Origin of the sequence: Streptomyces sp. NPDC048514 (assembly GCF_043199955.1) — a bacterium.
In the GTDB taxonomy this organism is placed as follows: Bacteria; Actinomycetota; Actinomycetes; order Streptomycetales; family Streptomycetaceae; genus Streptomyces.
Genome location: NZ_JBICWT010000005.1, coordinates 432,961 through 458,983 on the forward strand (window position 1 = coordinate 432,961; position 26,023 = coordinate 458,983).

Sequence of the window (26,023 nt, forward strand, 5' to 3'; positions counted from 1 at the left end):
GGTCCGGCGAGGGGAAGGCATGGCCGAGTACATGACGGAGACCGAACAGCGTGCCCCCGGCGTGCCGCCGGCCGGCACGCCGGGGGTGCCACGGGGGCGGGCCGGCGACGGTGCCGCCGGCCCGCCCGACGGGCAGGAGGCGGCGGCACTGCTGGAGGGCACCCGTGCCCTGGTCGACCCGGCGTTGCGCGCGGCCGTGGAGTCGCTGCCCGGCACCATGCGCCGGGCGGCGCTCCACCACTTCGGCTGGCAGCACGCGGACGGCACCGCGGCGGCGGGCAACGCCGGCAAGGCGATACGGCCGGCGCTCGTCCTCGCGGCGGCCGCCGCGCTCGGTGGCCCAGCGGCCCGGGTGGCGGCCGTCCGGGCGGCAGCCGCGGTGGAACTGGTCCACAACTTCACCCTGCTGCACGACGACGTGATGGACCGGGACACCTCCCGGCGGCACCGGCCCACGGTGTGGACCGTGTTCGGTGTCCCGGACGCGATCCTCGCCGGGGACGCCCTGCAGGCACTCGCCCTGGGGCTGCTCGCCGGGGACGCGCATCCGGCCGCCGTCCCGGCCCTGGCCCGGCTCACGGCGTGCGTCGTGGAACTGTGCGAGGGCCAGCACACCGACACGGGCCTGGAACGCCGTGCCCCCGAGGAGGTCACCCTCGACGAGGTGCTCGTCATGGCCGAGGCGAAGACCGGCGCGCTGCTGGGCTGCGCCTGCGCCATCGGCGCGCTCTACGCGGGCGCCGGGGAGGAGGAGGTGAGCGCGATGGACGGCTTCGGCCGGCAGGCCGGGCTCGCCTTCCAGCTGATCGACGACGTCATCGGCATATGGGGCGACTCGCGGCAGACCGGCAAGCCGGTCGGCGCGGATCTCGCGGCCCGCAAGAAGTCGCTGCCCGTGGTGGCGGCGCTCACCTCCGGCACTCCGGCGGCGGCCGAACTCGCCGAGCTGTACGGGAAGCCGTACGCGGCGGAGGACGCGGAAGCCGCCGGGGAGATCGCCCGCACCGCACAGGCCGTGGAGCGGGCCGGCGGCCGGGACTGGGCACAGGCCGAGGCGGCCGACCGGATGGCCCGCGCCGTGCAGGAACTGGCCCGCGCGGTCCCCGCCCCCGAGGCCGCTGGTGGTCTGCTGGCGCTCGCCGAGTTCGTGACCCGGCGCAGCGGCTGAGCACCACCGCCCCCGCCCCCGGCAGCCGGGCAGAGCCGCCGGCCGAAACGTCGAAGTCCCCGGGGCCGCACGGCTGCTGACCGCACGCGCTCCTCGGACACTCGTGCTCACCGGGTACTCGTGCTCCTCGGACACTCGTGCCCACCGGGTACTCGTGCTCCTCGGACACCCGTGCCCACCGGGTACTCGTGCTCACCGGGCACTTGTTCTCGGGCACCAGCGCTCACCGGGCGCTTCGACCGGCCGGGCCCCGCACGTCTTCACCGCGTGCGGGGCCCGCCGCCGTGTGCGCCGAAATCCCTTGCGGTCACCTCCATGGGAGTACTACAAATGAAGCACTACAGACGGAGTGGTCAATCGGCCGCGCCGAACCTTCACATAGAGGGACCAGCTTGCGCAAGCTCACGTACTTCATCGCCTGTTCGCTCGACGGCTTCATCGGCGACGAGCACGGCGACGCCACGGCGATGCACCGCTTCCTGGACGAGGAGTACATCCAGTTCCTCACGGCGGAGTTCCCGGAGACGCTGCCCACGCACGTCCGGGAGCAACTCGGCATCGGTGGAATGGAGAACAAGCGGTTCGACACCGTCGTCCAGGGCCGGGCCAGCTACCAGGTGGCTCTCGACGAGGGCATCACCAGCCCCTACGGTCACCTGCGGCAATACGTCGCCTCCCGCCGCCTGGGGGAGTCGCCCGACCCGGCCGTCGAGATCATCGCCGACGACCTGGCCGGCCGGGTCCGCGCCCTCAAGGCCGAGGAGGGCGGCGCGGGCATCTACCTGTGCGGCGGATCGCGGGTCGCCGGAGAACTGCTGGACGAGATCGACGAACTCGTCATCAAGTCCTACCCGCTCGTCTACGGCACGGGCATGCCGATGTTCGCCACCGGGCTCGACATCAAGGAGTTCACCCTCGACGAGGTGCGCGTCTTCGCGAACGGGGTCGTCGTGCGGACCTGCACGAGGAAGCGCTGAGTCTGCCGGGGAGCACCGAGTCCGGGAGCGCTCTACCCTGAGGACATGGACAGGGAGGAATCCGTCTGTCCCGTCTGCGGACAGCCCGTCGCAACCGTCGTACGGCGGCACAAGACCCTGGGCGCCTGGGTGCCGGTCTGGGGCCCGGCCCCATGCGGCAATCCCGACTGCGCGGCCGGTACGGGCACCGACGTCGCCGCCACGCCGCCCGCCGAGCCCCCCGCGCGGCGACAGCCCGGGGAACCCGCCGGGAAGTGAGTGCGGGACACGGCCGTAGCGTGGGTGCATGCCGAAACTGCCCCGCATCTTCCACGTCACCGAACGCGCCCTGTGGGAGGCCGCCCGCGAACGCGGCACCTACGAGATGTCCACCCGTGGTCGCACGCTCGACGAGGAGGGCTTCATCCACTTCTCCACCCGTGACCAGCTCCCGCGCATCGCGGACCTCCTCTACGGCGACTACGCCGGCCCGGACGAACTGGTCGTCCTGGTCGTCGACCCGGCCCGGGTCGGAGTCCCGGTGAGGTACGAGGCGGTGCAGCCGGGCGGAGAGGAGTTCCCGCACGTGTACGGGCCGGTGCCGGTCGGCGCCGTGGTGGACGTGGAGCCCTGGGGCTGACGGGCCACAGGGAGGCCCACCCCGGGCTCCGGGCGGGCGGCGGGTGTCACCGCGCGGGCCGCTGCAGGAACCTCAGCTGGTTGCCCGCCGGATCGCGGAAGGCGCAGTCCCGCACCCCGTACGGCTGGTCCGTCGGCTCCTGCAGCACGTCCGCCCCGGACTCCCGCACCCGGTCGAAGAGCGCGTCGCAGTCCTCGGTGGTGAAGATGACGCCGCGCAGCATGCCCTTCGCGAGCAGTTCCGCCATCGCCTGCCGGTCGGCCGGGGAGGCGTCCGGGTTCGCGCCGGGCGGCTCCAGCACGATCTCCACGTCCGGCTGGAGCGGCGAGCCCATCGTCACCCACCGCATGCCCTCGAAGCCCACGTCGTTGCGGACCTCCAGGCCGAGCACATCCCGGTAGAAGGCCAGCGCCTTGTCGTGGTCGTCCACCGCGATGAAGCACTGCTTGAGTTTCACGTCCATGGGGCCACGGTAGGCCGCTTCGCGCCGCACCGCGCGAAGATCGGTTCGGTACGGTCGGTGGCGGACGGGTGTCAGTACGGCCGGCGGCGCGGGCGGGTGAACGTACGGGCCACGCAGCTCGGGATCACCGCGCTCGGCTCGTGGTCACGGGCCCGGTAGGCGCTCGGCGTCTCGCCGACCAGCTCGGTGAAGCGGGAGCTGAAGGAGCCCAGCGAGGTGCAGCCGACGGCGATGCACACCTCGGTCACGGTGAGGTCGCCCCGGCGCAGCAGTGCCTTGGCCCGCTCGATCCGGCGGGTCATCAGGTAGCTGTACGGCGTCTCGCCGAAGGCCTTGCGGAAGCTGCGCTGGAAGTGGCCGGCGGACATCAGGGCGTCGCGGGCCAGCTCGGTCATGTCGAGCGGCTCGGCGTAGTCGCGGTCCATACGGTCGCGCACGCGGCGCAGCCGTCTGAGGTCCTCCAGGACGGTCATCGCCCCAGCCTCGCACACGACCGCAAGACCGCACCCGGCCCGCTGTGGACGCCGTGTTCGGCGCACTGCGGACCGGGTGCGGACCGGGAGACCGTGCGGTCAAGGAAACCGCGGGCCGAAAGCAGGATCGAAGATCAGGCCTTCTTGGTCTCCCAGAAGATCTTGTCGATCTGGGCGATGTAGTCCAGCGCCTTCTGGCCCGTCGCCGGGTCGGTGGACGCCTTGGCGGCCGAGAGGGCCTTCAGGGTGTCGTTCACCAGCTGGTGCAGCTCGGGGTACTTCTCGAAGTGCGGGGGCTTGAAGTAGTCGCTCCAGAGCACGGAGACGTGGTGCTTGGCGAGCTCCGCGCGCTGCTCCTTGATGACGGTGGCACGCGTCTGGAAGTGGGGGTCGTCGTTGCCGGCCATCTTTTCCTGGACAGCCTTGACCGACTCCGCCTCGATGCGGGCCTGGGCCGGGTCGTACACGCCGCAGGGCAGGTCGCAGTGGGCGCTGACCTTGACCTTGGGGGCAAACAGGCGGGAAAGCATGGAGCATTCCTTCCTCGTGATCGTCTTCTCAGGTGCGACATTACTCCCTGAGCAAGGTGATTTCTCGGGTGCCCCCTAGGGCTTAGGACAAAAGTCCAGGGTCAGACTGAGACTGGTGGAGGAACGGACCGGGGAGGTGCCGGGATGCCGGAGCCGTCGCAGGACACCGAGCGGGGGAGGGCCGCCGCGCCCTTGGGGCTGGCCGAGGTCACGGGCCCGTCGATGGCGCCCACGCTCCAGCACGGCGACCGGCTGCTGCTGCAGTACGGGGCGGTCGTCCGGCCGGGGGACGTGGTGGTCCTGCGCCATCCGTTCCAGCAGGACCTGCTGGTCGTCAAGCGGGCCGTGGAGCGGCGCGAGGGCGGCTGGTGGGTGCTCGGGGACAACCCGTACGCGGGTGGGGACAGCACCGACTACGGGGTCGTGCCGGACGAACTCGTGCTGGGCAAGGCGCGGTTCAGGTACCGGCCCCGGCCCGCCGGTCAGCGCTCGCCGCTGACGCTGGCGCGCTGGGCGCTCTCGGCCGCGCGGCCGCTGTTCTCCGACCGGTCGGCCTCCAGGCGCTTGCGGGCCCGGTAGGCGGCCACGTTGGCGCGGGTCGCGCAGCGGTCGGAGCAGTAGCGGCGGGAGCGGTTGGTGGAGGTGTCGAGGTAGGCGTTGCGGCACGGGGACGCCTCGCACAGGCCGAGCCGGTCCACGCCGTACTCGGTCAGATGGAAGGCCAGGCCCATCGCCGCGATCGCCGCGAAGCCCGCGGTGGCGTTGGACGGGTGGTCGGCCAGGTGCATGTGCCACAGGGGGCGGTCGTCCTCGTCGCGGTGGTCGTGCCCGGAGATCTGCGGGCTCACCGGGAACTCCAGCAGCAGTGAGTTCAGCAGGTCCACGGCGAGGGTCTCGTCGCCCTTGTCGGCCGCTTCGAAGACCGCGCGCAGCCGGGCCCGGACCGAGCGGAAGCGGGTGACGTCGCCGTCGGTGGCGCGGCGGGCCGCCGACGCGTTGGCCCCGAAGAGGTCGCGGACGGCCTCGACCGAGGTCAGCGAGTCCTTGCCCCGGACCGGTTCCTCGCTGTTGACGAGGCGGACGGCGTAATCCGAGTAATAGGCCAGTTGCACTTGTAGTCCTTACGGGCGCGCTCTATGGTCATGTCTGCGGTCGGGTAACAGCCGGTCGTCTATCCAGGGTATTACGCGCGACGAGGGGAGAGAGGTTCCATGACCACGAGTACGGGAACCGACTGGGCGGCCTGGCAGGAAAGCTGGGACCGGCAGCAGGAGTGGTACATGCCGGATCGCGAGGAGCGCTTCCGGATCATGCTCGACATGGTCGAGGCGCTCGTCGGCCCCGCGCCGCGCGTCCTCGACCTGGCCTGTGGCACCGGCAGCATCACCGCCCGGCTCCTCGCCCGGTTCCCCCAGGCCACCAGCACCGGCGTCGACCTGGATCCGGCCCTGCTCGCCATCGCGCGCGGCACCTTCGAGGGCGACGACCGGGTCTCCTTCGTCACCGCCGACCTGAAGGACCCCGAGTGGCCGGCGAAGCTGCCGTACGACTCCTACGACGCCGTCCTGACCGCCACGGCCCTGCACTGGCTGCACAGCGAACCCCTCACGGCCCTCTACGGTCAGGTCGCGGAACTCGTCCGCGACGGCGGTGTCTTCATGAACGCGGACCACATGATCGACGAGACGACGCCCCGGATCAACGAGGCCGAGCGCGCCCAGCGCCACGCCTGTATGGACCAGGCCAGGCGGGACGGCGCCCTGGACTGGGCCGAGTGGTGGCGGGTGGCGGCCCAGGACCCCGTCCTCGCCGGGCCGACCGCCCGCCGTTTCGAGATCTACGGCGAGCACGCGGACGGGGACATGCCGTCGCCGGCGTGGCATGCGAGGACGCTCAGGGAGCAGGGGTTCGGGGAGGCCCGGCCGGTGTGGTGTTCCCCGTCGGACACCTTGCTGCTGGCGCTCAAGTAGGGCCCCGAACGTGAGCGAAGGCCGGGGCGGAAGGGGGACTCCCCTCCGCCCCGGCCTTCACTAATCCCCGGTGGTCAGAGGACCTTCGACAGGAACGACTTGGTCCTGTCGTGCTGCGGGTTGGTCAGGACCTCGCGCGGGTGACCGGACTCGACCACCACACCGTCGTCCATGAACACCAGCGAGTCGCCGACCTCACGCGCGAAGCCCATCTCGTGCGTGACGACGATCATCGTCATGCCGTCCTCGGCCAGGTCCCGCATCACGTCGAGCACCTCGCCGACCAGCTCCGGGTCGAGCGCCGAGGTCGGCTCGTCGAAGAGCATCAGCTTCGGCTGCATCGCCAGCGCACGGGCGATGGCGACACGCTGCTGCTGTCCGCCGGACAGCTGCGCGGGGTAGTGGCCCTTGCGCGGGCCGAGGCCGACCCGGTCCAGCAGGCGCTCGGCCCGCTCCCGGGCGACCGCCCGGGTCTCGTGCTTGACCTGGACCGGCGCCTCCATGACGTTCTCCAGGGCCGTCATGTGCGGGAAGAGGTTGAAGCGCTGGAACACCATGCCGATGTCCCGCCGCTGCGCCGCGACCTCCCGCTCCTTCAGCTCGTGGAGCTTGTCGCCCTTCTGCCGGTAGCCGACCAGGTCGCCGTCGACGTACAGCCGGCCGGCGCTGATCTTCTCCAGGTGGTTGATGCACCGCAGGAAGGTGGACTTGCCGGAGCCGGACGGGCCGATCAGGCAGAACACCTCGCGCGGGTTCACCTCCAGGTCGATGCCCTTGAGGATGTGCGCCAGCCCGAAGGACTTGTGCACGCCCTCGGCCTTGACCATCGGTCCGCCGCCGCTCGGGGCGATGTCCTTGCTGAGACTGCTCATCGGGCCACCTCCGGGCGACGGAACGAACCGAACAGACGGAGGTTCTTCTTCAGACGCTGGAACGGCGTCGGCGGCAGGCTGCGCGTCGAGCCGCGGGCGTAACGGCGCTCCAGGTAGTACTGGCCGATGCTGAAGATCGTGGTCAGGATCAGGTACCAGATGGAGGCCACGAAGTACATCTCCACGACCGCCAGCGAGGTACTGGAGATGTCCGTGGAGCGTTTGAGGAGTTCGGGGAACTGCACCGAGTAGGCGAGCGAGGACGTCTTCAGCATGTTGATGAACTCGTTGCCGGTCGGCGGCACGATGACCCGCATCGCCTGCGGCAGGATCACGCGCCGCAGCGTCCGGCCCTGGGTCATGCCCAGCGCGTGCGCGGCCTCGGTCTGTCCCTCGTCCACCGACTGGATGCCGGCCCGGACGATCTCCGACATGTACGCCGCCTCGTTCAGACCGAGACCCAGCAGAGCCGCCAGGAACGGGGTCATCACCTGGTTCATCTCGTCTTTGTAGAACCCCAGGTTGAGGATGGGGAAGATGAGCGAGATGTTGTACCAGAGCAGCAGCTGGACCAGCACCGGAGTGCCGCGGAAGAGCCAGATGTACAGCCAGGCGACGGTGCTGGTGACCGGGTTCGAGGACATCCGCATCACGGCGAGGACGATGCCGAGGGCGAGACCCAGGACCATCGCGAGCACCGAGATGTACAGCGTGTGCCAGACGCCGGACAGGATCGTCCCGTCGGTGAGGTAGTCCGGGATGATGTCGTAGTTGATGTTCGCGTTCGAGAAGGCGAGGCCGATCAGCACCAGGACGGCGATGACGGCCGCGCCCGCGACCCAGCGGCCGTAGTGGCGAACGGGTATGGCCTTGATCTGCTCCGGCGGCACCGACGGCGCCGGAGTCTTGTCGACCGTGTCAGTCACAGTGACAGCCCTTCAGGATTGCTCGAGGCTGCATCAAGAGCCGCCGTTGATCTTCGCCTCGGTGACCCCGCCCTGGGTGACGTTCCACTTCTCGAGGATCTTCTTGTACTCGCCGTTCTTGATGATCGCGTCCATGGCGGCCTGGATCGCGTCGCGCAGCTGGGTGTCGCCCTTGCTGATCGCGATGCCGTACGGGCCGGCCTCGATCTGCTCGCCGACCACCTCGAAGTCCTTGCCGCCGCCGGAGGTCTTGGCGTTGTAGGCCGCGACGGGGAAGTCGTTCAGGTCGGCGACCGACGCACCCTGCTTCAGCCGGAGCAGTGCCTCGGGGTCGGTGTCGAAGGTCTGCAGGTCGATCGCCTGCTTGCCGTCCTTCTTGCACTTCGTGTTCTGTGCCTTGGCGATGCCCTCAGAGGTGGTGCCGCGCTGCAGCGCCACGACCTTGCCGCACAGGTCGTCCAGGGTGGTGATGCCCTTGGGGTTGCCCTTCTGGACGAGGATCGAGGTGCCGGCGGTGAAGTAGTCGACGAAGTCGACGCCGTTGCCGACCTTCTTGCCGGAGTCCGAGTCGATGCCGTTCTGGCGGTCCTTGGTGTCGTTCATCGCCGACATGATCGCCTTGGCCCGGCCGCTCTGCAGACCCACGATGAGCTGGTCGAACTTGCCGTTCTGGAAGTCGAACCTCACGCCCAGCTGCTTGCCGAGGGCCTCCGCGATGTCCGGGTCGATGCCGACGGCCTTGCCGCCCTGCATGTACTCGACCGGCGGGTACGCGATGTCGGAGCCGACCTTGATGACACCGGCCTTCTTGATGTCCGCGGGGAGCTTGCCGGCGAGCGGTGCGGCGCCGGCCGACGAGCCGGTGCCGGCGTCGTTGCCCTTGTCCGTCTGGTCACCGCACCCGGTGAGGATCAGGGCGCCGGCGACCGCGATCGCACCGACCGCGGCAGTCCGGGTGCGAGCGGTCGTACGACGGGTGGAGCTTGCGGTCATGGTGGTTCCTCCGGCGGAAGGGAGTGGAGATGCCGTTGGGTCGACGACAGCACACACCATCGGGTGTCGCGACCTCGTGGGTTTACGGCATCCTGCCATTCGGACTGCGCCAATCAGGCGACTCGATATGTCAAAATCGGATAACGGGTGACCCCCGTGTTGCGTCAGGTCCTGTGGGTACGGGACTTCAGGGCCGCAGATCTGCGGAAATTCCCCTCTCCGGCCGGAGAATCTTCGGGCCGTCTCACGATGTGGTCGACAGTTGTACGTGCTGTGCAACATGGCCCGGTTACCGGTGAGTCACAACCGTGTCGTGCTCGTGTCAGCCCCGTGTCATCCCCGTGTGGCCTCCTGGTCCCCAGATGTGACCTTGCACCTATTGGACTCGTCGTGAGCGCCGTCCGTCCGGTAAGAAGGTTCTTTACACCCCTCATCCGGGGCTCAGGGCGCGTGTGCGGCGCGCCCGTCGCGTATGTGCTCGTACGTATCCGCAATCGAGCCGTGCGCGGTGCCCGCCCACCCCTCACCAGGAGTGGTCGACCCTCAAACCATGCATAGCTAAGGGGTAATACAAAGTGGCAGCGGAGATCGTCAATCCTCGCAGCGACGGCGGTACGGACCAGGACGGCGGGGCCGAGCCCCTCGATTCCTTCGACCCGGCGTTCGCGTTGCACCGCGGCGGCAAGATGGCCGTGCAGGCCACCGTGCCGGTCCGCGACAAGGACGACCTTTCCCTGGCGTACACGCCCGGCGTCGCGCGCGTGTGCACCGCGATCGCTGAGCAGCCGGAGCTGGTCAACGACTACACGTGGAAGTCCTCGGTGGTCGCCGTCGTGACCGACGGCACCGCCGTGCTCGGACTCGGGGACATCGGTCCCCATGCCTCCCTCCCGGTGATGGAGGGCAAGGCGATCCTGTTCAAGCAGTTCGGTGGCGTCGACGCGGTGCCGATCGCGCTCGACTGCACCGACGTGGACGACATCATCGAGACCGTGGTCCGGCTCGCTCCCTCCTTCGGCGGAGTGAACCTGGAGGACATCTCGGCCCCCCGGTGCTTCGAGATCGAGCGCCGGCTGCAGGAGCGCCTGGACATCCCGGTCTTCCACGACGACCAGCACGGTACGGCCGTCGTGACGCTCGCGGCGCTGCGGAACGCGGCGCGGCTCAGCGGCCGCGAGATCGGGCAGCTGCGGGCCGTCATCTCGGGCGCCGGCGCGGCCGGCGTGGCCATCGCCAAGATGCTGATCGAGGCCGGCATCGGCGACGTGGCCGTGGCGGACCGCAAGGGCGTCGTGTCGGCCGGCCGCGCGGACCTGACGCCGGTCAAGCGCGAGCTGGCCTCCTTCACCAACAAGGCCGGCCTCACCGGCTCGCTGGAGGACGCCCTCGCGGGCGCGGACGTCTTCATCGGCGTCTCCGGCGGTACGGTCGCGGAGGAGGCCGTGGCCTCCATGGCGGAGGGCGCCTTCGTCTTCGCGATGGCCAACCCGAACCCCGAGGTGCACCCGGACGTCGCGCACAAGTACGCGGCGGTCGTCGCCACCGGGCGCTCGGACTTCCCGAACCAGATCAACAACGTGCTGGCCTTCCCCGGGATCTTCGCGGGCGCGCTGCAGGTGCGGGCCACGCGGATCACCGAGGGGATGAAGATCGCCGCGGCGGAGGCGCTGGCCGCGGTGGTCGGTGACGATCTCGCCGCCGACTACGTGATCCCGTCACCGTTCGACGAGCGGGTCGCTCCCGCCGTGACCTCGGCGGTGGCTGCGGCCGCCCGCGCCGAGGGCGTGGCGCGTCGCTGACGTACGCCGAACGGCCCCGTCCGACCGGACGGGGCCGTTTTTTTGCCCCCTCCGGCCGCCGGTCGGGTGGTTCCGGAGCGTTTTCGGGCTGTTTCCGGCCCATCGGTGCGGGCCGTTCGGGGCGCGGCTGCGCCGCACGGGTGCCGTCGCGCAAGAGGGTATGTGTCACAGGGCTCCGCGGTTCCGCCGGCCGGACGGCGCACCTATCGTCGAGCCATGTTCGCTGTCTACGCCGCCCGAATCGACCGCGACCAGCCGCTCACCGGCCTCGAGTTGGGAGAGCGACCGGCTCCCGAGGCCCGTCCCGGCTGGAGCACCGTCACGGTGCGGGCCGCTTCCCTCAACCATCACGACCTCTGGTCCCTGCGGGGCGTCGGCCTGCCGGAGGACCGGCTGCCGATGATCCTCGGCTGCGACGCCGCCGGTGTCGACGAGGACGGCAACGAGGTCGTCCTGCACTCCGTCATCGGCCAGACCGGGCACGGTGTCGGCCCGAAGGAGCCGCGCTCCATCCTCACCGAGCGCTACCAGGGCACCTTCGCCGAACAGGTCGCCGTACCGGCCTGGAACGTGCTGCCGAAGCCGAAGGAGCTGTCCTTCGCCGAGGCCGCCTGCCTGCCGACCGCGTGGCTGACGGCGTACCGGATGCTGTTCACCAACGCCGGGGTACGGCCGGGGGACGCGGTCCTCGTGCAGGGCGCGGGCGGTGGTGTCGCCACGGCCGCGATCGTGCTCGGCAAGGCCGCGGGGCTGCGGGTCTTCGCCACCAGCCGGGACGAGGCGAAGCGCAAGCGGGCCCTGGAACTGGGTGCCGTCGAAGCGGTGGAGCCGGGAGCGCGGCTGCCGCAGCGGGTGGACGCCGTCATCGAGACCGTGGGTGCCGCCACCTGGTCCCACTCGGTGAAGTCCCTGCGGCCCGGCGGCACGATCGTCATCTCCGGCGCCACCAGCGGGGACCGGCCCTCGCACGCCGAACTGACCCGGATCTTCTTCCTGGAGCTGAAGGTGGTCGGCTCCACCATGGGCACCAAGGAGGAGCTGGAGGACCTGCTCTCCTTCTGCGCCGCGACCGGGGTACGGCCCGTCATCGACGAACAGCTGCCGCTGGACCGGGCCCGCGAGGGCTTCGAACGGCTCGCTTCCGGGGAGCAGTTCGGGAAGATCGTGCTCACCAACCCCTGAACCCCGAGCCCTTCTTCGGGCTGGAATCCGTCAGGCGGGTCCGGGCGCCGGGCCCGCCTTTTCCGCGCCGCTGCCGTCAACCACGGTTGACGAGACGGGTGTGTCAACGCAGCTGCTCGCCCTGCTGGACCGTGAGGGCCGACGGGCCTCCTTCGCGCTGTCCGCCCTCGGGCTGACGGAGCGCCGGAAAGCGTGCGGCGGCCCCTGGTCGCCCCCCCTGGCCGCCCGTCCCTTGACCGCCGGGAGCGCGGGGCAGGAGCCGGGGCAGGGGGACGGGGGCCGGGGCAGGGAGTCGGGTGGCGGGTCAGGGGGTCGGGTGGCGGAGCAGGGCCGCGATGTGGGCCGCTGCCGTCGACAGGTGGTGGCGGGTGTCGCGGAGCTGGGTGTCGGTGACGCCATGGTCGCGGGCCGCGTCGCGGATGTCGTCGCGGAAGCGGTCCAGCAGGCGGTCCAGGTCGCGGGCCGGGTCTCCGGTGAAGTCCTCGTGCGCCCAGGAGGGTTCGTACCCGGCCGGGAAGTCGTCCGCGGCGGCGGAGTAGTGCGGTGCGGCCGCGGGCGCTGACCCGGCCGTGCCGGCCTGGCCGCGGCCGAAGGGGCGGTCCTTGGTGAACTCCTTGCCGAGGCCCTTCCCGAAATCACCGAACTCCTTGGCCAGTTCCGTCAGGCCCTCGCGGACGCCGGTCGGCCAGTCGCCGCGGGCGAAGTGGTCCTGCACGCGGTCCTGGACCTGCCGTGCGATCCGCTGCATCTCCTCCTGCGCCTGCGCCCGCGCCCGCGCCTGGGCCTCCTGGGCCTGGCGGCGGGCCTGCTGGGCCTCCTCCCGGGCCCGGCGGCTCTCGTCCTTGGCGCGGCGGGCCTGCTCCTTCCACTCCTGCTTGACCCGGCGCATCTCCTCCTTGGCGGCGCGCCAGGCCTCCTTGTCGCCGAGATCGCCGTACTCCCCGAAGGGGCCCGCGGCGCCGCCCGGAGCCTTGGGGCCCCGGCGCGCCTCGGAGGCGGCCGCCCGCATCTCGCGGCGCAGGTCGCCCGCCGCGCCGCGCACGTCGGCCTGGATCTCGGCGGCCAGTTCGGCGACCGACTCGCGGATCTCCAGCTCCAGGTCCGCCAACTCCCCGCTACGGTCGGCCAGTTCGGCGCGCCCGGCGTCCGTGATGGAGTACACCTTGCGGCCGCCCTCGGTGGTGTGCCGGACCAGGCCCTCGGCCTCCAGCTTGGCCAGGCGGGGGTAGACCGTGCCCGCCGAGGGGGCGTACAGCCCCTGGAAGCGTTCCTCCAGCAGCCTTATCACCTCGTACCCGTGCCGCGGGGCCTCGTCCAGCAGCTTGAGCAGGTACAGGCGGAGGCGTCCGTGGGCGAAGACGGGGGGCATGTCAGAGCACCTTCTTCTCGGTCGTGCCGTCAGCCGGGGCGTCGGTGGCATCGGTGGCCCCGGCGGCCGGGCCGGAGACCAAATTCTCCCCCGGTGCGGTCGGTGCGTGGTCGACCGGCCCGGGTGCCGGGCCGGTGCCCGGGTCCCGTGGGGGCTCGGCCTCCCAGGCGGCGCCGTCCTCGTCCTCGCGCGCCGGGCGGCGCAGCAGGGCGATCGAACCGGAGACCGTGGTGGCCCGGAGTCTGCCGGTGCCCGCGCCGAGCCGGCCGGTGATCTTGTGGGCGCCCCACTGGCCCTGGACCCGCAGTCCCTCGAAGGCGTTGGAGATCGTGCCGCTCGCCGTGTTCGCCTCCACCTCGGCGTCCGCCGGGTGCGGCAGGCGGATGGCGATCTCGCCGGAGACGCTGGTGAGGCCGACCTCGGTGGGGCCGTCCGGATCCAGATCGACGATCATGGAACCGCTGACGGAGTCGGCGCGGACGGCGGGGCCGGAGCCGTCGACCACGGTCAGGTCCCCGGAGACCGAGTGGAACCGCAGGTCGCCGGTGACCGCCTGGGCCTCCAGGTTCCCCGAGACGGTGTCCGCACGGACCGGGCCCGAGACGCCGACCAGGGTGGTGTCGCCGGTCACTCCCTTGATCACCGCCGGGCCGCGGATGCCGGAGACGACCGCGCCGGCCCCGACCACGCCGACCTCGACGCGGGTGCCTGCGGGGACCGCGAGGGAGACGACGGCGCTGCGCCGCCAGCCCTTGCGGTCGAGCCACTTCAGGAAGCCCTTCCAGGGCAGGTCGTCGTAGGCCACGGTGAGGGTGCCGTGCTCGTGGGTGACCAGCAGGGGCGGGCCCTCGATCTCGGAGACCTCCAGGCGGGCGGAACCTTCTTCCGTGCCCACCACGTTCACCGTTCCGTTGACGATGCGGACGTGCAGGTCGCTCACGGTGGTGTCGAAGGTCAGCTTCTGAGGTTCGGCGACGGACCACTCGGACATGTGACCTCCTGGACAGGACTCGGCCGGGGACGCGCCATATCGCGTTCTCCCGAGAAACACGATATATCGTGGCCTTGGGAAGTCAAGACACCCTTTCGCGTGATCGCCGGCACTTGGCCGCTCCGCCGAGCCGGGCTCCGGTGAGCTGCCTCGCCGGGCACCCTGCGAGCAGTGCAGTGCAGTGCAGTGCAGTGCAGTGCAGGGCAGTGCAGGGCAGTGCAGTGCAGTGCGGTGCGGTGCAGAGCAGGGCACGGCAGTGCAGGGATGCGGGGTGGTGGGGCGCGGGCGTATCGCGGGGGCTGCGAGCGCCGGCCGACGGTGCTGGGTATGTGGGGCCGCGGGGCCGTCCCCGGCAGCGCGAGCGGCCCGGGGCGTGGGTGTGGGGGGCCGGCGTGCGGAGCTGAGCGGGGTGGCCTGGATTCGCGCCTGAGGAGCCGGCCGGCCCGGGGCCTCAGGGCCGCTTCCGAGCGGCGACGACAAGGACCTGCGGCACACCACCTCTGACCCGGCCACTGGTCCCTGCGCAGGGCCGATGGGCGCCGGGGCGGCCGGCCGCCGATCGGTCTGGCTCGAGCGGAGGGCCGGGGAGCGCCGGGTGGGCTGTTCGGCCCGGCTCGTGCGCAGGGTCGGGGGTGCCGGGCTCGGCGGTGTCCCGGCCTGCGGGCCGCCTACTCCTCGTCCTCGTCGTCCAGCCGGGCCAGCCAGGTCGCCAGACGTTCCACCGGGACCTCGAAGTCCGGGTTCAGGTCGACGAACGTCCGCAGCTGCTCGGCGAGCCACTCGAAGGTGATCTCCTCCTCACCGCGCCGCTTCTCCAGTTCTTCAATGCCTCGGTCGGTGAAGTACACGGATGCTCTCCTGTGAATCGGCCAGGGGCCGGGGGATGTACCGCTCCAGGGTATGCGGAGACGCCGACGGGCCTCACCCGGCGGACGGCGAGCAGGACGGAGCGACCGCACGGCGAGCGGACCGTGATCGGGCACGGTGACCAGGCGGTCGGCGGGGGAGCGGCAGCGCTGGCGGGCGGGCGGGCTGGCGGGTGGGCGCCCGGAGTGCCTCGCGCCGGGGACGGGAAAGGGCCCGGCCCCGAGTCCGGTGGAGACTCGGGGCCGGGCCCTTCGGTGAGCGTGCCGTAGGCCTTACGCCTCGAACACCTCACGCACCAGCTGCTCCTGCTCGGCCTGGTGGCGCTTGGCCGAACCCACCGCCGGGGACGAGCCGTGCGGGCGCGAGATGCGCCGCAGGCGCTCGCCCGCCGGGATGTCCGCGCCGACCGCCAGGTCCAGGTGGTCGATCAGGTTGAGCGCGATGAACGGCCAGGCACCCTGGTTCGCCGGCTCCTCCTGCGCCCACAGGTACTTCTCGGCGTTCGGGTACTTGTTGACCTCCGCCTGGATCTCGGCACCCGGCAGCGGGTACAGCCGCTCGATGCGGATGATCGCCGTGTCCGTGGCGCCGCGCTTGACCCGCTCGGCCTCCAGGTCGTAGTACAGCTTGCCGGCCACGAAGACGACCTTGCGGACCGCCGCCGGGTCCGCGGTGGCGTCGCCGATGACGGGGCGGAACTGACCCGACGTGAACTCCTCCGTCTTCGACGCGGCGGCCTTCAGGCGCAGCATCGACTTCGGGGTGAAGACCACCAGCGGCTTGTGGTGCGGGTTGTGCACCTGCCACCGCAGGAGGTGGAAGTAGTTCGACGGGAGGGTCGGCATGGCGACCGTCATGTTGTTCTGGGCGCAGAGCTGGAGGAAGCGCTCGACACGGGCCGAGGAGTGGTCCGGGCCCTGTCCCTCGTAGCCGTGCGGCAGGAGGAGGGTGACGCCGGACGTCTGGCCCCACTTCTGCTCCGCGGCCGAGATGTACTCGTCGACCACGGTCTGGGCGCCGTTGACGAAGTCGCCGAACTGCGCCTCCCACATGACGAGCGCGTCGGGGCGGGCCAGTGAGTAGCCGTACTCGAAGCCCATGACGGCGTACTCGGAGAGCAGCGAGTTGTAGACGTTGTAGCGCGCCTGCTCCTCGGCGAGGTACATCAGCGGCGTGAACTCCTCGCCCGACTCGCGGTCGATGAGGACCGCGTGGCGCTGGCCGAAGGTGCCCCGCTGGGAGTCCTGGCCGGACAGGCGGACCGGGGTGCCCTCCAGCAGGAGGGAGCCGACCGCGAGGGTCTCGCCCATGCCCCAGTCGATCGTGCCGTCCTCGACCATCGCCGCCCGCCGCTGCAGCTGCGGCAGCAGACGCGGGTGGACGTGGAAGGTGTCGGGGATGTTGACCTGCGACTCGGCGATCCGCTTGACGACCTCCGTGGAGATCGCGGTGTTCACGGCGACCGGGAAGTCCGCCTGCGGGTCCGACACCGGGCCGGAGGCCGGCTGGGACGTGGCCTCGCGGACCTCCGTGAAGACCTTCTCCAGCTGGCCCTGGTAGTCCTGCAGGGCCTGCTCGGCCTCTTCCAGGGTGATGTCGCCGCGACCGATCAGGGACTCGGTGTAGAGCTTGCGCACCGAGCGCTTCTTGTCGATCAGGTCGTACATCAGCGGCTGGGTGAAGGCCGGGTTGTCCGACTCGTTGTGACCGCGGCGGCGGTAGCAGATGAGGTCGATCACCACGTCCTTGTTGAACGCCTGGCGGAACTCGAAGGCCAGACGCGCGACGCGCACCACGGCCTCGGGGTCGTCGCCGTTCACGTGGAAGATCGGGGCCTCGATCATGCGGGCCACGTCGGTGGCGTACATCGACGAGCGCGAGGACTCCGGCGCCGCGGTGAAGCCGACCTGGTTGTTGATGACGATGTGGACCGTGCCGCCGGTGCGGTAGCCGCGCAGCTGCGACATGTTCAGGGTCTCGGCCACCACGCCCTGGCCCGCGAAGGCCGCGTCGCCGTGCAGCGCGACCGGCAGGACCGTGAAGTCCGTGCCGCCCTTGTTGATGATGTCCTGCTTGGCGCGGGCGATGCCCTCGATGACCGGGTCGACCGTCTCCAGGTGGGACGGGTTGGCGGCCAGCGAGACCTTGATCTGCTCGCCGTCCAGGCCGGTGAAGGTGCCCTCGGCGCCCAGGTGGTACTTCACGTCGCCGGAGCCGTGCATCGACTTCGGGTCGAGGTTGCCCTCGAACTCGCGGAAGATCTGCGCGTACGACTTGCCGACGATGTTGGCGAGGACGTTCAGGCGGCCGCGGTGGGCCATGCCGATGACGACCTCGTCCAGGCGGGACTCCGCCGCGGAGTCGATCACCGCGTCGAGCAGCGGGATGACGGACTCGCCGCCCTCCAGCGAGAACCGCTTCTGGCCGACGTACTTCGTCTGCAGGAAGGTCTCGAAGGCCTCCGCGGCGTTCAGGCGGCGCAGGATGCGCAGCTGCTCCTCGCGCTCCATCTTGGAGTGCGGGCGCTCCACGCGGTCCTGGATCCACTTGCGCTGCTTGGGGTCCTGGATGTGCATGAACTCGATGCCGGTGGTGCGGCAGTACGAGTCGCGCAGCACGCCGAGGATGTCCCGGAGCTTCATCAGCGACTTGCCGGCGAAGCCGCCGACCGCGAAGTCGCGCTCCAGGTCCCACAGGGTGAGCCCGTGCTCGGTGATGTCCAGGTCGGGGTGCTTGCGCTGCTTGTACTCCAGCGGGTCGGTGTCGGCCATGACGTGGCCGCGGACCCGGTAGGAGTGGATCAGCTCGAAGACACGGGCGGCCTTGGTGACGTCGTCGTCGTGCGAGGCGTCGATGTCCTTGAGCCAGCGGACCGGCTCGTAGGGGATGCGCAGCGCCTCGAAGATGTCGTCGTAGAAGCCGCTCTCGCCCAGCAGCAGGTTCGCCACCTGGCGCAGGAACTCGCCGGAGGCGGCGCCCTGGATGACCCGGTGGTCGTAGGTCGACGTGAGCGTCATGACCTTCGAGATGCCGAGCTTGTTCAGGGTGTCCTGGCTGGTGCCCTGGAACTCCGCCGGGTAGTCCATGGAGCCGACGCCCATGATCACGGACTGGCCGGGCATCAGACGCGGCACGGAGTGGACGGTGCCGAGGCCGCCGGGGTTGGTCAGGGAGACCGTCACGCCGGTGAAGTCGTCCATCGTCAGCTTGTTGTCGCGGGCGCGACGGACGATGTCCTCGTAGGCCTGCCAGAACTCGAAGAAGTTCAGCGTCTCGGCCTTCTTGATGGCGGCCACGACGAGCTGGCGGTCACCGTTCGGCTTGACCAGGTCGATGGCCAGGCCGAGGTTGACGTGCGGCGGCTTGACCAGGGTCGGCTTGCCGTCCTTCTCGCCGAACGCGTGGTTCATCGCCGGCATGGCCTTGATGGCCTGCACCATCGCGTACCCGATGAGGTGCGTGAAGGAGATCTTCCCGCCGCGGGCGCGCTTGAGGTGGTTGTTGATGACGATGCGGTTGTCGAACAGCAGCTTCACCGGGACCGCGCGGACCGAGGTGGCGGTCGGCAGCTCCAGCGAGGCGTTCATGTTCTTCGCGACGGCCGCGGACGGACCGCGCAGCGTCACGTACTCGGGACCGTCGGGCGCCTCCGTGGCGGGAGCGGCCTTCGCCTTGGGCTGAGCGGGCGCCTGTGCGGGCTGCGCCGGCTTGGCCGGGGCGGGGGCCGCCTTGGCCGCGGGAGCGGGGGCGGGGGCCGGAGCGGGAGCTGCGGCGGGCTTCGGCGCCGCCGGGGCCGGCGCGGGCGCGGCCTGGGCCTGGGCCTGGGCGGCCTGCGGGGCCGGGGTGGTGGTCTCTGCGGCCCCCGCGGCCGCAGGTCCCGCCGGAGCCGGGGTGGCAGGAGCACCCGGCTTGTAATCGGCGAAGAAGTCCCACCAGGCGCGGTCTACCGAATTCGGGTCCTGGAGGTACTGCTGATAGATCTCGTCGACGAGCCACTCGTTCGGACCGAACGCCGCTGCGGGGTTCTTCCCGGTGGCTTGGTCCTCGGTCGAGACGCTCGGGTTACTGGGGGACTGTGGCGACACGGCGGCAACCGCCCTCTTCCGCTTCACAAGGTGATGGACAGCGGAAATAAAGGCTACGCCTCCAAGACCGCGAAGGTCAGGTCGGGTCCGTTCATCGTCGCGTAAGTCACATCAGAAATCTTGTTTCAGGGCTTGATCTGGCGGGAAACAAGCGTGGTTCCGCATGTGGGAGGGTGCACCGGCGCCGGCCCTGCGCGCCTTCGTTCGACGGGTGGCGCGGGCCTGTCCCCGATCACACGTGTCCAGCTGCGCGGGAGCGGCGGCGACGGTCGTGGATCTTGTGCTTCCGATTCGAACTTTACGTCAACTTGAAACGGGGGACAGTCCCGGAAGAGTGACGATGATCCGGCAGCCCCGCTCGGATTCGGCCACACCGATCCGGCCGCCGTGCAGATCCACCGCCCACCGGGCGATCGCGAGACCGAGCCCTGTGCCGCCGTCGCTGCCCGGGCCGTGCGGCCGGGTCACGGAACCGCGGTTGAACCGCTCGAACACGCGGTGCCACTCCGACCGCGGGATGCCGGGGCCCTCGTCCAGGACCTCCAGCTGCAGCGACTGGGGCTGCGGGCCGCGCCGCGCCTTCAGCGTCACCCGGCCGTGCGGCGGGCTGTGCTTGACCGCGTTGTCGATCAGGTTCGCGACGACCTGGTGGATGCGCTCGGGGTCGGCGTGCGCGGTCAGCTCCGGCGGCGAGACGTCGAGATGCAGATGCACGTCCGTACGGGTGTGGCTGCCCGAGCCGGAGGCGATGCCCGCGCGCGCGGAGGCGACCATGTTGGCCTCCTTCAGTACGCCCGAGAGATACGGCCACACCTCGAAGCGGCGCATCTTCAGCGGTACGACGCCGTTGTCGAGGCGGGACAGGTCCAGCAGCGTCTCCACCAGCCGGCCGAGCCGCTCGGTCTGCTTCAGGGCCGTGCGCATGGTCTCCGGGTCGGCCTCGGTGACCCCGTCGACGATGTTCTCCAGCACCGCGCGCAGGCCGGCGATGGGCGTGCGCAGCTCGTGGGAGACGTTCGCCACCAGCTCCTTGCGCTGGAGGTCCTGGGCCTCCAGCTCGTCGGCCATGACGTTGATCGTCCCGGCGAGGTCGCCGAGTTCGTCCCGGCGGTTGTCCCGCACGCGGCGCGTGTAGTCGCCCTCGGAGATGGACCGGGCGACCGTGTTCATCTCGTCCAGCGGCATGGTGAGCGAATGTGCCACGAACTGCGTGATCAGCAGTGTGGCGATCATCGAGAAGACCGTGATGAAGCGCAGCTCCGTCTTGGTGTGCACCGCGACGATCGACAGACCCGTGGTGATCAGCACCGCGATGACGACCAGCGCGCCCAGCTTGGTCTTGATCGAGAACGGGCGGACGCCGCCCCAGGGGTCCTCCCCGGGGCTCCTCCGTGCGGCCTGGCGCCCGTCGGCGCTCACGGTGTCGGCGTCTCCAGTGCGTAGCCGACACCGTGCACCGTGCGGATCCGCTCGGCGCCGATCTTCCGCCGCAGCGCCTTGATGTGGCTGTCGACCGTGCGGGTGCCGGAGGCGTCCGCCCAGTCCCAGACCTCGGCCAGCAGCTGCTCACGGGAGAGCACCGCGCGCGGGGTGTTCGCCAGGCACACCAGCAGATCGAACTCGGTGGGCGTCAGGTGGACGTCCTCGGACCTCACCCGCACCCGGCGCTGCGCGTGGTCGATCTCCAGCTCACCGAGGCGCAGGATGCCGGAGCGGGGCGTGGACGCGGCCACGGCCGCCCGTTCCACGCGCCGCAGCAGCACGTGCACGCGCGCCGCCAGCTCCCGCATCGAGAACGGCTTGGTCATGTAGTCGTCGGCGCCGACCCCGAGCCCGACCAGCATGTCGGTCTCGTCGTCCCGCGCGGTCAGCATCAGCACGGGTACCGGCCGCTGCGCCTGCACCCGCCGGCAGACCTCGAGCCCGTCGAAGCCGGGCAGCATGATGTCGAGGATCAGCAGGTCGGGCTGCCACGCCTCGGCCGTGTCGACCGCGGCGGGACCGTCGGCCGCGGTCTGCACCGAAAATCCCTCGGCGCGGAGCCGGGCCGCGATGGCGTCGACGATCGTGGGGTCGTCCTCCACGACCAGCACCCGGCGCTGTGCGCCCGGGGTCGTCGTCGCGCCGCTCTGGGAGGTGTGTGTCTGCTCCATCGCCCGCCCCTGTTGTTGCTTTCCGGAATCCGTGGGGTGATCCCATGTCTGCGATTGACGCTTGAATGATCCGCGTCAGTGCAGCACATTACGGGGACTCACCGCGCTGTCGCTATCCAGGTCGGACGCCGAGGTGCACGGCGTCCGGAACGCCCCGGGCAACCGGCACCTCTTCGGTACGCACCTGTCGGAACCCGGCATTCCGCAAGGTTCCTTCAAATTCCGGAGAGGGTGTCGCCGACCACACCGCGAGCACCCCACCGGGTGTCAACGTCCTTGCGCACGCGGCAAGTCCGGCCGTCGCGTAGAGGCCGTCGTTGCCCTCCGTGACGGTCCACCCCGGACCGTTGTCGATGTCGAGGCACAACGCGTCGAACGTGTCCGATGTCTCATTGACGTAAGTGATCAGATCGGACTCCACGATCTCGCAGCGCGGATCGGCCAGCGCACCTGCGGACAGTCCGGACAGCGGGCCGTGGCGGTGCCAGTCGATGACGGCGGGTTCCCGCTCCACGACGACGATCCGTCCCCAGCGGGCGTCGGCGGCCGCGTGCGCGAGTGAGAAGCCCACTCCCAGCCCTCCGATCAGCACGTCCGGCGCCGGGCGGCCGTCCAGGGCGGCGTACGCGGCGTCGACCAGGAGCCGCTCCGAGCGGCCGTCGGAGGTGTCCATCAGGAAACAGCCGTTGGCGATGATCTGCAGCAGCGCACCGTGCCGGCGCAGCACCACTTCGCCGTACGGGCCGTCGCGCCGGTCCAGGACCACGGGTGAGTCGTACACGGCAGTCATGAGGTCATCCTGCTTGAACGAGGCCCTGCATTCACGGGAATTACGGATGACGGGCCGGCCGCGCGGACCGTGCCGTCCGGCCCGACGGCACCCCTGACACGACACCCTCGGCGCCCTGGGCGCCCTCGAATTCCACGGCGTCCACGGCGTCCGCTGCCTCCTCGGCCGCTTCGTCGGTCTCTCAGGTGCCCGGGCGACGGGCCTCGGACGCAGCCGGAGCATGAAAGGTTGCTGTGAATCCGCTCGCGCGTGGCGTCGGTCATAGACAGCGGACCGCGAACCGCCAAGGGTGGGGCGCGACGGAAGGAGCGCCTCACCGTGGAACGGATCGCGACGGGCCCCGAGGCGGCCGCGTCCCGGCCCTCGCCGGGCATCACCCTTTCCGGCACCACCGCCGCCCTCCCGCCTCCCGGCGTCGACGGCACCGCGGCCGTCCGGCCTCCCGGCGTCGACGGCATCGCAGCCCTCGCGGCCCCCGGCGTCGCCGGGCTGCTGGACGGCATGCCGCGTCAGCGCGGGGCGACGGCGCCCGCCCCGGTGTTCGTCGAAGCGCCCCCGGCCGCCCCGGCCCCACGCTGGTGGCACCTGCTGCCCACACCGGCGGGCACCCCGTTCACCTTCGCCTACGTCGCCGTCCTGGCCGTCACCTCCGTCGTCACCGCGCTGGCCGACCCCGCACTCGTCCACTCCCTCCACGCGGGCTCGAGCACCGACGTGGCCCATCTGCTGCGCGCCCCCGTCGCGGTGCTGCTGGCGAGCGCCGTGTGGATCGCGGGCGGCCTCCTCTCGCCGTACGCGCTGGCCGTCGCCGTCGTGCTCACCGCCCTGGAGCGGCGAACGGGCGGGGTGCGCGCGATGGGCGTGTTCCTCGCCGGGCATGTCGTGGCCACGCTCGCCACCGAGGTCCCGGTGGGCCTGGCGGTGCTGTTCGGGCACCTTCCGCAGACCTCGCTGCACCGCCTCGACTACGGCATCAGCTTCGGCGTCGCGGCCGGCATCGGCGCGCTGGCCGGTCTGCTCCGGCCGTGGCTGCGCTGGCCCCTGCTCCTGCTGGTGGGCGGCACGCTCGTGAACGACCTGATCGCCTTCTCGGACCCCATGACGAACTGGGGACACCTCATCGCCCTCGCGACCGGCGTCGCAAGCTGGCCGCTGGTCCGGCCCCGGCGGCGGGCCGCTGGTCCGGCCCCGCGTTCCCGGTGATCTCCCGCTTGCCGTAGCGCCCGCCGGGGTCGGCGGCACCCCCGTCGGCCGGGAAACACCGGCGTCGTCCGCTGATCGCCGACAGCGAACACCGTTCCGGGAACATCGGCGGCCCCCCGAGCATTGAGTCGGCATAGCTCAAGTTGACTGCCTAAGGGGAGATCATGGCTGCTGAGTCCACGGCGTTCACTCTCGTTCTGCCCGTGCTGCCGCTCGACGACGAGGTCGTGCTGCCCGGCATGGTGGTTCCGCTGGACCTGAGCGACGCCGAGGTGCGGGCCGCGGTGGAGGCCGCACAGGCCGCCGCCCGGTCCGAGCCCGGAAAGCCCAGGGTGCTGCTGGTGCCGCGCATCGACGGGACCTACGCGAAGACCGGTGTGCTGGGCACGGTCGAGCAGGTGGGCCGGCTGGCCGACGGCGATCCGGGTGCCCTGATCCGGGGCCGGAGCCGGGTGCGCATCGGTGCCGGCACCACCGGCCCCGGTGCCGCTCTCTGGGTGGAGGGCGCCCGCGTCGGGGAGAGCGTGCCCGATCCGCTGCCGGGTCAGGCCGCCGAACTCGTCAAGGAGTACAAGGCGCTCGCCACCGCCTGGCTGAAGAAGCGTGGCGCCTGGCAGGTCGTGGACCGCGTCCAGGCCATCGACGACGTCTCCGCGCTCGCCGACAACTCCGGATACTCGCCGTTCCTGACCATCGAGCAGAAGGTCGAGCTGCTGGAGACCGCCGACCCGGTGGCGCGGCTGAAGCTCGCCGCGCAGCAGCTGCGCGACCACCTGGCCGAGCAGGACGTGGCCGAGACCATCGCCAAGGACGTCCAGGAGGGCGTCGACAAGCAGCAGCGGGAGTTCCTGCTGCGCCGCCAGCTGGAGGCGGTCCGCAAGGAACTGCGCGAACTGAACGGCGAGCAGGAGGGCGAGGAGTCCGACGACTACCGCGCCCGGGTGGAGGCCGCCGACCTGCCGGAGAACGTCCGCGAGGCCGCGCTGAAGGAGGTCGACAAGCTGGAGCGGTCCTCCGACCAGTCCCCCGAGGGCTCGTGGATCCGCACCTGGCTGGACACCGTGCTGGAGCTGCCGTGGAACGAGCGGACCGAGGACGAGTACGACATCCAGGGCGCCAAGGCGGTCCTGGACGCCGAGCACGCGGGCCTGGAGGACGTGAAGGAACGCATCACCGAGTACCTGGCGGTGCGCAAGCGGCGCGGCGACCGGGGCCTGGGCGTCGTCGGCGGCCGGCGCGGCGGTGCCGTGCTCGCCCTGGTGGGCCCGCCCGGCGTCGGCAAGACCAGCCTGGGCGAGAGCGTCGCCCACGCCATGGGCCGCAAGTTCGTCCGGGTCGCGCTCGGCGGCGTCCGCGACGAGGCCGAGATCCGCGGTCACCGCCGTACCTACGTCGGCGCGCTGCCCGGCCGGATCGTGCGCGCCGTCAAGGAGGCCGGGTCCATGAACCCGGTGGTCCTGCTCGACGAGATCGACAAGGTGGGCTCGGACTTCCGCGGCGACCCGGCCGCGGCCCTGCTGGAGGTGCTCGACCCGGCGCAGAACCACACCTTCCGGGACCACTACCTGGAGGTCGAACTCGACCTGTCGGACGTGGTCTTCCTCGCCACCGCCAACGTCCTGGAGGCCATCCCGGAGGCGCTCGCCGACCGTATGGAGATCGTCCGCCTGGACGGCTACACCGAGGACGAGAAGGTCGTCATCGCCCGGGACCACCTGCTCCCGCGCCAGCTGGAGCGGGCCGGCCTGGCCGCGGACGAGGTCACGATCGACGAGAGCGCGCTGCGCAAGCTCGCCGGCGAGTACACGCGCGAGGCGGGCGTGCGCAATCTGGAGCGGTCCGTCGCACGACTGCTCCGCAAGGTCGCCGCCCAGCACGAACTCGGCGAGCGGAAGCTGCCGCTCACCGTCCGGGACGAGGACCTGCGCGGTCTGATCGGGCGCCCGCACCACGTGCCCGAGTCCGCCCAGGACCCGGCCGAGCGCCGTACGGCCGTCCCCGGGGTGGCGACCGGCCTCGCGGTCACCGGCGCGGGTGGCGACGTGCTCTTCGTCGAGGCGTCCCTCGCCGACCCGGAGACCGGCGCGGCGGGCCTGACCCTGACCGGTCAGCTGGGCGACGTGATGAAGGAGTCGGCGCAGATCGCGCTGAGCTTCCTGCGCAGCCGCGGCGCCGAGCTGGAGCTGCCCGTGGGCGACCTGAAGGACCGGGGCGTGCACATCCACTTCCCGGCGGGCGCGGTTCCCAAGGACGGCCCGAGCGCCGGCATCACGATGACGACGGCTCTCGCCTCCCTGCTCTCCGGCCGGCTGGTCCGCACGGACGTGGCCATGACCGGTGAGGTCTCGCTGACCGGCCGGGTGCTGCCCATCGGCGGCGTGAAGCAGAAGCTGCTCGCCGCCCACCGCGCCGGGGTGACCACCGTGATCATCCCGAAGCGCAACGAGCCCGACCTGGACGACGTCCCGGCCGAGGTGCTGGACAAGCTCGACGTCCACGCCGTGACCGACGTCCGCCAGGTCCTGGAGCTGGCGCTCGCACCCGCCGTGAACGGCGCGACGCCCGAGGTTCCGGTGGCGGCGTGACGGACGCC

At 71.0% G+C, this 26,023-nt stretch carries 24 protein-coding genes; 10 read left to right on the forward strand and 14 right to left on the reverse strand.

Annotated elements, in window-relative coordinates; translation table 11 throughout:
* Nucleotides 1–19 precede the first annotated feature (19 nt).
* The 4 genes from ACGFT2_RS13660 to ACGFT2_RS13675 all read left to right on the forward strand — a co-directional run bounded on the left by ACGFT2_RS13660 (nucleotide 20) and on the right by ACGFT2_RS13675 (nucleotide 2,764).
* Nucleotides 20–1,168: a family 2 encapsulin nanocompartment cargo protein polyprenyl transferase gene (locus tag ACGFT2_RS13660; protein WP_393277331.1), complete on the forward strand. Its 1,149-nt coding sequence runs from the start codon at nucleotides 20–22 to the stop codon at nucleotides 1,166–1,168.
* A gap of 392 nt (nucleotides 1,169–1,560) precedes the next feature.
* Nucleotides 1,561–2,145: a dihydrofolate reductase family protein gene (locus ACGFT2_RS13665; RefSeq protein ID WP_393277334.1), complete on the forward strand. Its 585-nt coding sequence runs from the start codon at nucleotides 1,561–1,563 to the stop codon at nucleotides 2,143–2,145.
* Nucleotides 2,146–2,190: 45 nt separating this feature from the next.
* The gene (locus ACGFT2_RS13670; RefSeq protein WP_393277337.1) at nucleotides 2,191–2,403 is read left to right on the forward strand and encodes a hypothetical protein; all 213 of its coding nucleotides are present in this window, start codon (nucleotides 2,191–2,193) and stop codon (nucleotides 2,401–2,403) included.
* 28 nt (nucleotides 2,404–2,431) lie between these two features.
* On the forward strand, nucleotides 2,432–2,764 hold the full coding sequence (locus ACGFT2_RS13675; protein WP_393277340.1) for a DUF952 domain-containing protein: 333 nt from the start codon (nucleotides 2,432–2,434) through the stop codon (nucleotides 2,762–2,764).
* Between the two features lie 46 nt (nucleotides 2,765–2,810).
* Here ACGFT2_RS13675 and ACGFT2_RS13680 read toward each other — a convergent pair whose 3' ends face one another.
* The 3 genes from ACGFT2_RS13680 to sodN all read right to left on the reverse strand — a co-directional run bounded on the left by ACGFT2_RS13680 (nucleotide 2,811) and on the right by sodN (nucleotide 4,230).
* Nucleotides 2,811–3,227, reverse strand: coding sequence for a VOC family protein (locus tag ACGFT2_RS13680; protein WP_393277343.1), 417 nt, complete (start codon nucleotides 3,225–3,227; stop codon nucleotides 2,811–2,813).
* Nucleotides 3,228–3,298: 71 nt separating this feature from the next.
* Nucleotides 3,299–3,700: a helix-turn-helix transcriptional regulator gene (locus ACGFT2_RS13685; protein ID WP_353601084.1), complete on the reverse strand. Its 402-nt coding sequence runs from the start codon at nucleotides 3,698–3,700 to the stop codon at nucleotides 3,299–3,301.
* A gap of 134 nt (nucleotides 3,701–3,834) precedes the next feature.
* Nucleotides 3,835–4,230 carry a superoxide dismutase, Ni gene (sodN, locus tag ACGFT2_RS13690; RefSeq protein WP_143627044.1) on the reverse strand — a complete coding sequence of 132 codons (396 nt, stop codon included), beginning with the start codon at nucleotides 4,228–4,230 and terminating at the stop codon, nucleotides 3,835–3,837.
* A 144-nt stretch (nucleotides 4,231–4,374) separates the two neighbouring features.
* Between sodN and sodX the strand changes: the two genes are divergently transcribed.
* Entirely contained in the window at nucleotides 4,375–4,809 is a 435-nt protein-coding gene (gene sodX / locus ACGFT2_RS13695) for a nickel-type superoxide dismutase maturation protease (protein WP_393277348.1), read from the forward strand.
* Here the strand turns inward: sodX and ACGFT2_RS13700 are convergent.
* Nucleotides 4,713–5,342: a CGNR zinc finger domain-containing protein gene (locus ACGFT2_RS13700; protein WP_393277351.1), complete on the reverse strand. Its 630-nt coding sequence runs from the start codon at nucleotides 5,340–5,342 to the stop codon at nucleotides 4,713–4,715. The two genes, sodX and ACGFT2_RS13700, sit on opposite strands and share 97 nt — an antisense overlap.
* A 99-nt stretch (nucleotides 5,343–5,441) precedes the next feature.
* Between ACGFT2_RS13700 and ACGFT2_RS13705 the strand changes: the two genes are divergently transcribed.
* On the forward strand, nucleotides 5,442–6,200 hold the full coding sequence (locus ACGFT2_RS13705; protein ID WP_393277354.1) for a class I SAM-dependent methyltransferase: 759 nt from the start codon (nucleotides 5,442–5,444) through the stop codon (nucleotides 6,198–6,200).
* Between the two features lie 74 nt (nucleotides 6,201–6,274).
* Here ACGFT2_RS13705 and ACGFT2_RS13710 read toward each other — a convergent pair whose 3' ends face one another.
* The 3 genes from ACGFT2_RS13710 to ACGFT2_RS13720 are packed head-to-tail and all read right to left on the reverse strand — an operon-like array spanning nucleotide 6,275 to nucleotide 8,991.
* Nucleotides 6,275–7,072 carry an amino acid ABC transporter ATP-binding protein gene (locus ACGFT2_RS13710; protein WP_393277358.1) on the reverse strand — a complete coding sequence of 266 codons (798 nt, stop codon included), beginning with the start codon at nucleotides 7,070–7,072 and terminating at the stop codon, nucleotides 6,275–6,277.
* Complete coding sequence (locus tag ACGFT2_RS13715; protein ID WP_393277361.1) at nucleotides 7,069–7,998, reverse strand: amino acid ABC transporter permease; 930 nt, start codon at nucleotides 7,996–7,998, stop codon at nucleotides 7,069–7,071. Before ACGFT2_RS13715 ends, ACGFT2_RS13710 begins: the two co-directional genes overlap by 4 nt.
* A 33-nt stretch (nucleotides 7,999–8,031) precedes the next feature.
* A complete protein-coding gene (locus ACGFT2_RS13720) occupies nucleotides 8,032–8,991 on the reverse strand; it encodes an ABC transporter substrate-binding protein (protein WP_393277364.1) in 960 nt (319 codons plus the stop codon).
* A 575-nt stretch (nucleotides 8,992–9,566) separates the two neighbouring features.
* Here ACGFT2_RS13720 and ACGFT2_RS13725 point away from each other — a divergent pair.
* Nucleotides 9,567–10,790 (forward strand): NADP-dependent malic enzyme, encoded by a 1,224-nt coding sequence (locus ACGFT2_RS13725; RefSeq protein WP_393277367.1) that lies wholly within the window; start codon nucleotides 9,567–9,569, stop codon nucleotides 10,788–10,790.
* Between the two features lie 216 nt (nucleotides 10,791–11,006).
* The gene (locus ACGFT2_RS13730) at nucleotides 11,007–11,972 is read left to right on the forward strand and encodes a zinc-binding dehydrogenase (protein WP_393277370.1); all 966 of its coding nucleotides are present in this window, start codon (nucleotides 11,007–11,009) and stop codon (nucleotides 11,970–11,972) included.
* Between the two features lie 304 nt (nucleotides 11,973–12,276).
* Here ACGFT2_RS13730 and ACGFT2_RS13735 read toward each other — a convergent pair whose 3' ends face one another.
* The 7 genes from ACGFT2_RS13735 to ACGFT2_RS13765 all read right to left on the reverse strand — a co-directional run bounded on the left by ACGFT2_RS13735 (nucleotide 12,277) and on the right by ACGFT2_RS13765 (nucleotide 22,227).
* Nucleotides 12,277–13,341 (reverse strand): PadR family transcriptional regulator, encoded by a 1,065-nt coding sequence (locus tag ACGFT2_RS13735; protein ID WP_393277373.1) that lies wholly within the window; start codon nucleotides 13,339–13,341, stop codon nucleotides 12,277–12,279.
* 1 nt (nucleotide 13,342) lies between these two features.
* Nucleotides 13,343–14,332, reverse strand: a complete 990-nt coding sequence (locus ACGFT2_RS13740) for a DUF4097 domain-containing protein (RefSeq protein WP_393277376.1) — start codon at nucleotides 14,330–14,332, stop codon at nucleotides 13,343–13,345.
* Between the two features lie 668 nt (nucleotides 14,333–15,000).
* On the reverse strand, nucleotides 15,001–15,180 hold the full coding sequence (locus ACGFT2_RS13745; RefSeq protein WP_152776632.1) for a DUF6104 family protein: 180 nt from the start codon (nucleotides 15,178–15,180) through the stop codon (nucleotides 15,001–15,003).
* A gap of 291 nt (nucleotides 15,181–15,471) precedes the next feature.
* On the reverse strand, nucleotides 15,472–19,284 hold the full coding sequence (locus tag ACGFT2_RS13750; protein ID WP_393277379.1) for a multifunctional oxoglutarate decarboxylase/oxoglutarate dehydrogenase thiamine pyrophosphate-binding subunit/dihydrolipoyllysine-residue succinyltransferase subunit: 3,813 nt from the start codon (nucleotides 19,282–19,284) through the stop codon (nucleotides 15,472–15,474).
* Between the two features lie 303 nt (nucleotides 19,285–19,587).
* Complete coding sequence (locus tag ACGFT2_RS13755; RefSeq protein WP_393277382.1) at nucleotides 19,588–20,703, reverse strand: ATP-binding protein; 1,116 nt, start codon at nucleotides 20,701–20,703, stop codon at nucleotides 19,588–19,590.
* Nucleotides 20,700–21,437: a response regulator transcription factor gene (locus ACGFT2_RS13760; RefSeq protein ID WP_393277385.1), complete on the reverse strand. Its 738-nt coding sequence runs from the start codon at nucleotides 21,435–21,437 to the stop codon at nucleotides 20,700–20,702. Before ACGFT2_RS13760 ends, ACGFT2_RS13755 begins: the two co-directional genes overlap by 4 nt.
* A gap of 112 nt (nucleotides 21,438–21,549) precedes the next feature.
* Entirely contained in the window at nucleotides 21,550–22,227 is a 678-nt protein-coding gene (locus ACGFT2_RS13765) for a spermidine synthase (protein WP_393277388.1), read from the reverse strand.
* A 318-nt stretch (nucleotides 22,228–22,545) separates the two neighbouring features.
* On the opposite strand from ACGFT2_RS13765, the gene ACGFT2_RS13770 reads away from it, so the two are divergent.
* Entirely contained in the window at nucleotides 22,546–23,430 is an 885-nt protein-coding gene (locus tag ACGFT2_RS13770; protein WP_393277392.1) for a rhomboid-like protein, read from the forward strand.
* Between the two features lie 164 nt (nucleotides 23,431–23,594).
* Nucleotides 23,595–26,015, forward strand: coding sequence for an endopeptidase La (gene lon / locus ACGFT2_RS13775; protein ID WP_393277395.1), 2,421 nt, complete (start codon nucleotides 23,595–23,597; stop codon nucleotides 26,013–26,015).
* Nucleotides 26,016–26,023: the final 8 nt, after the last annotated feature.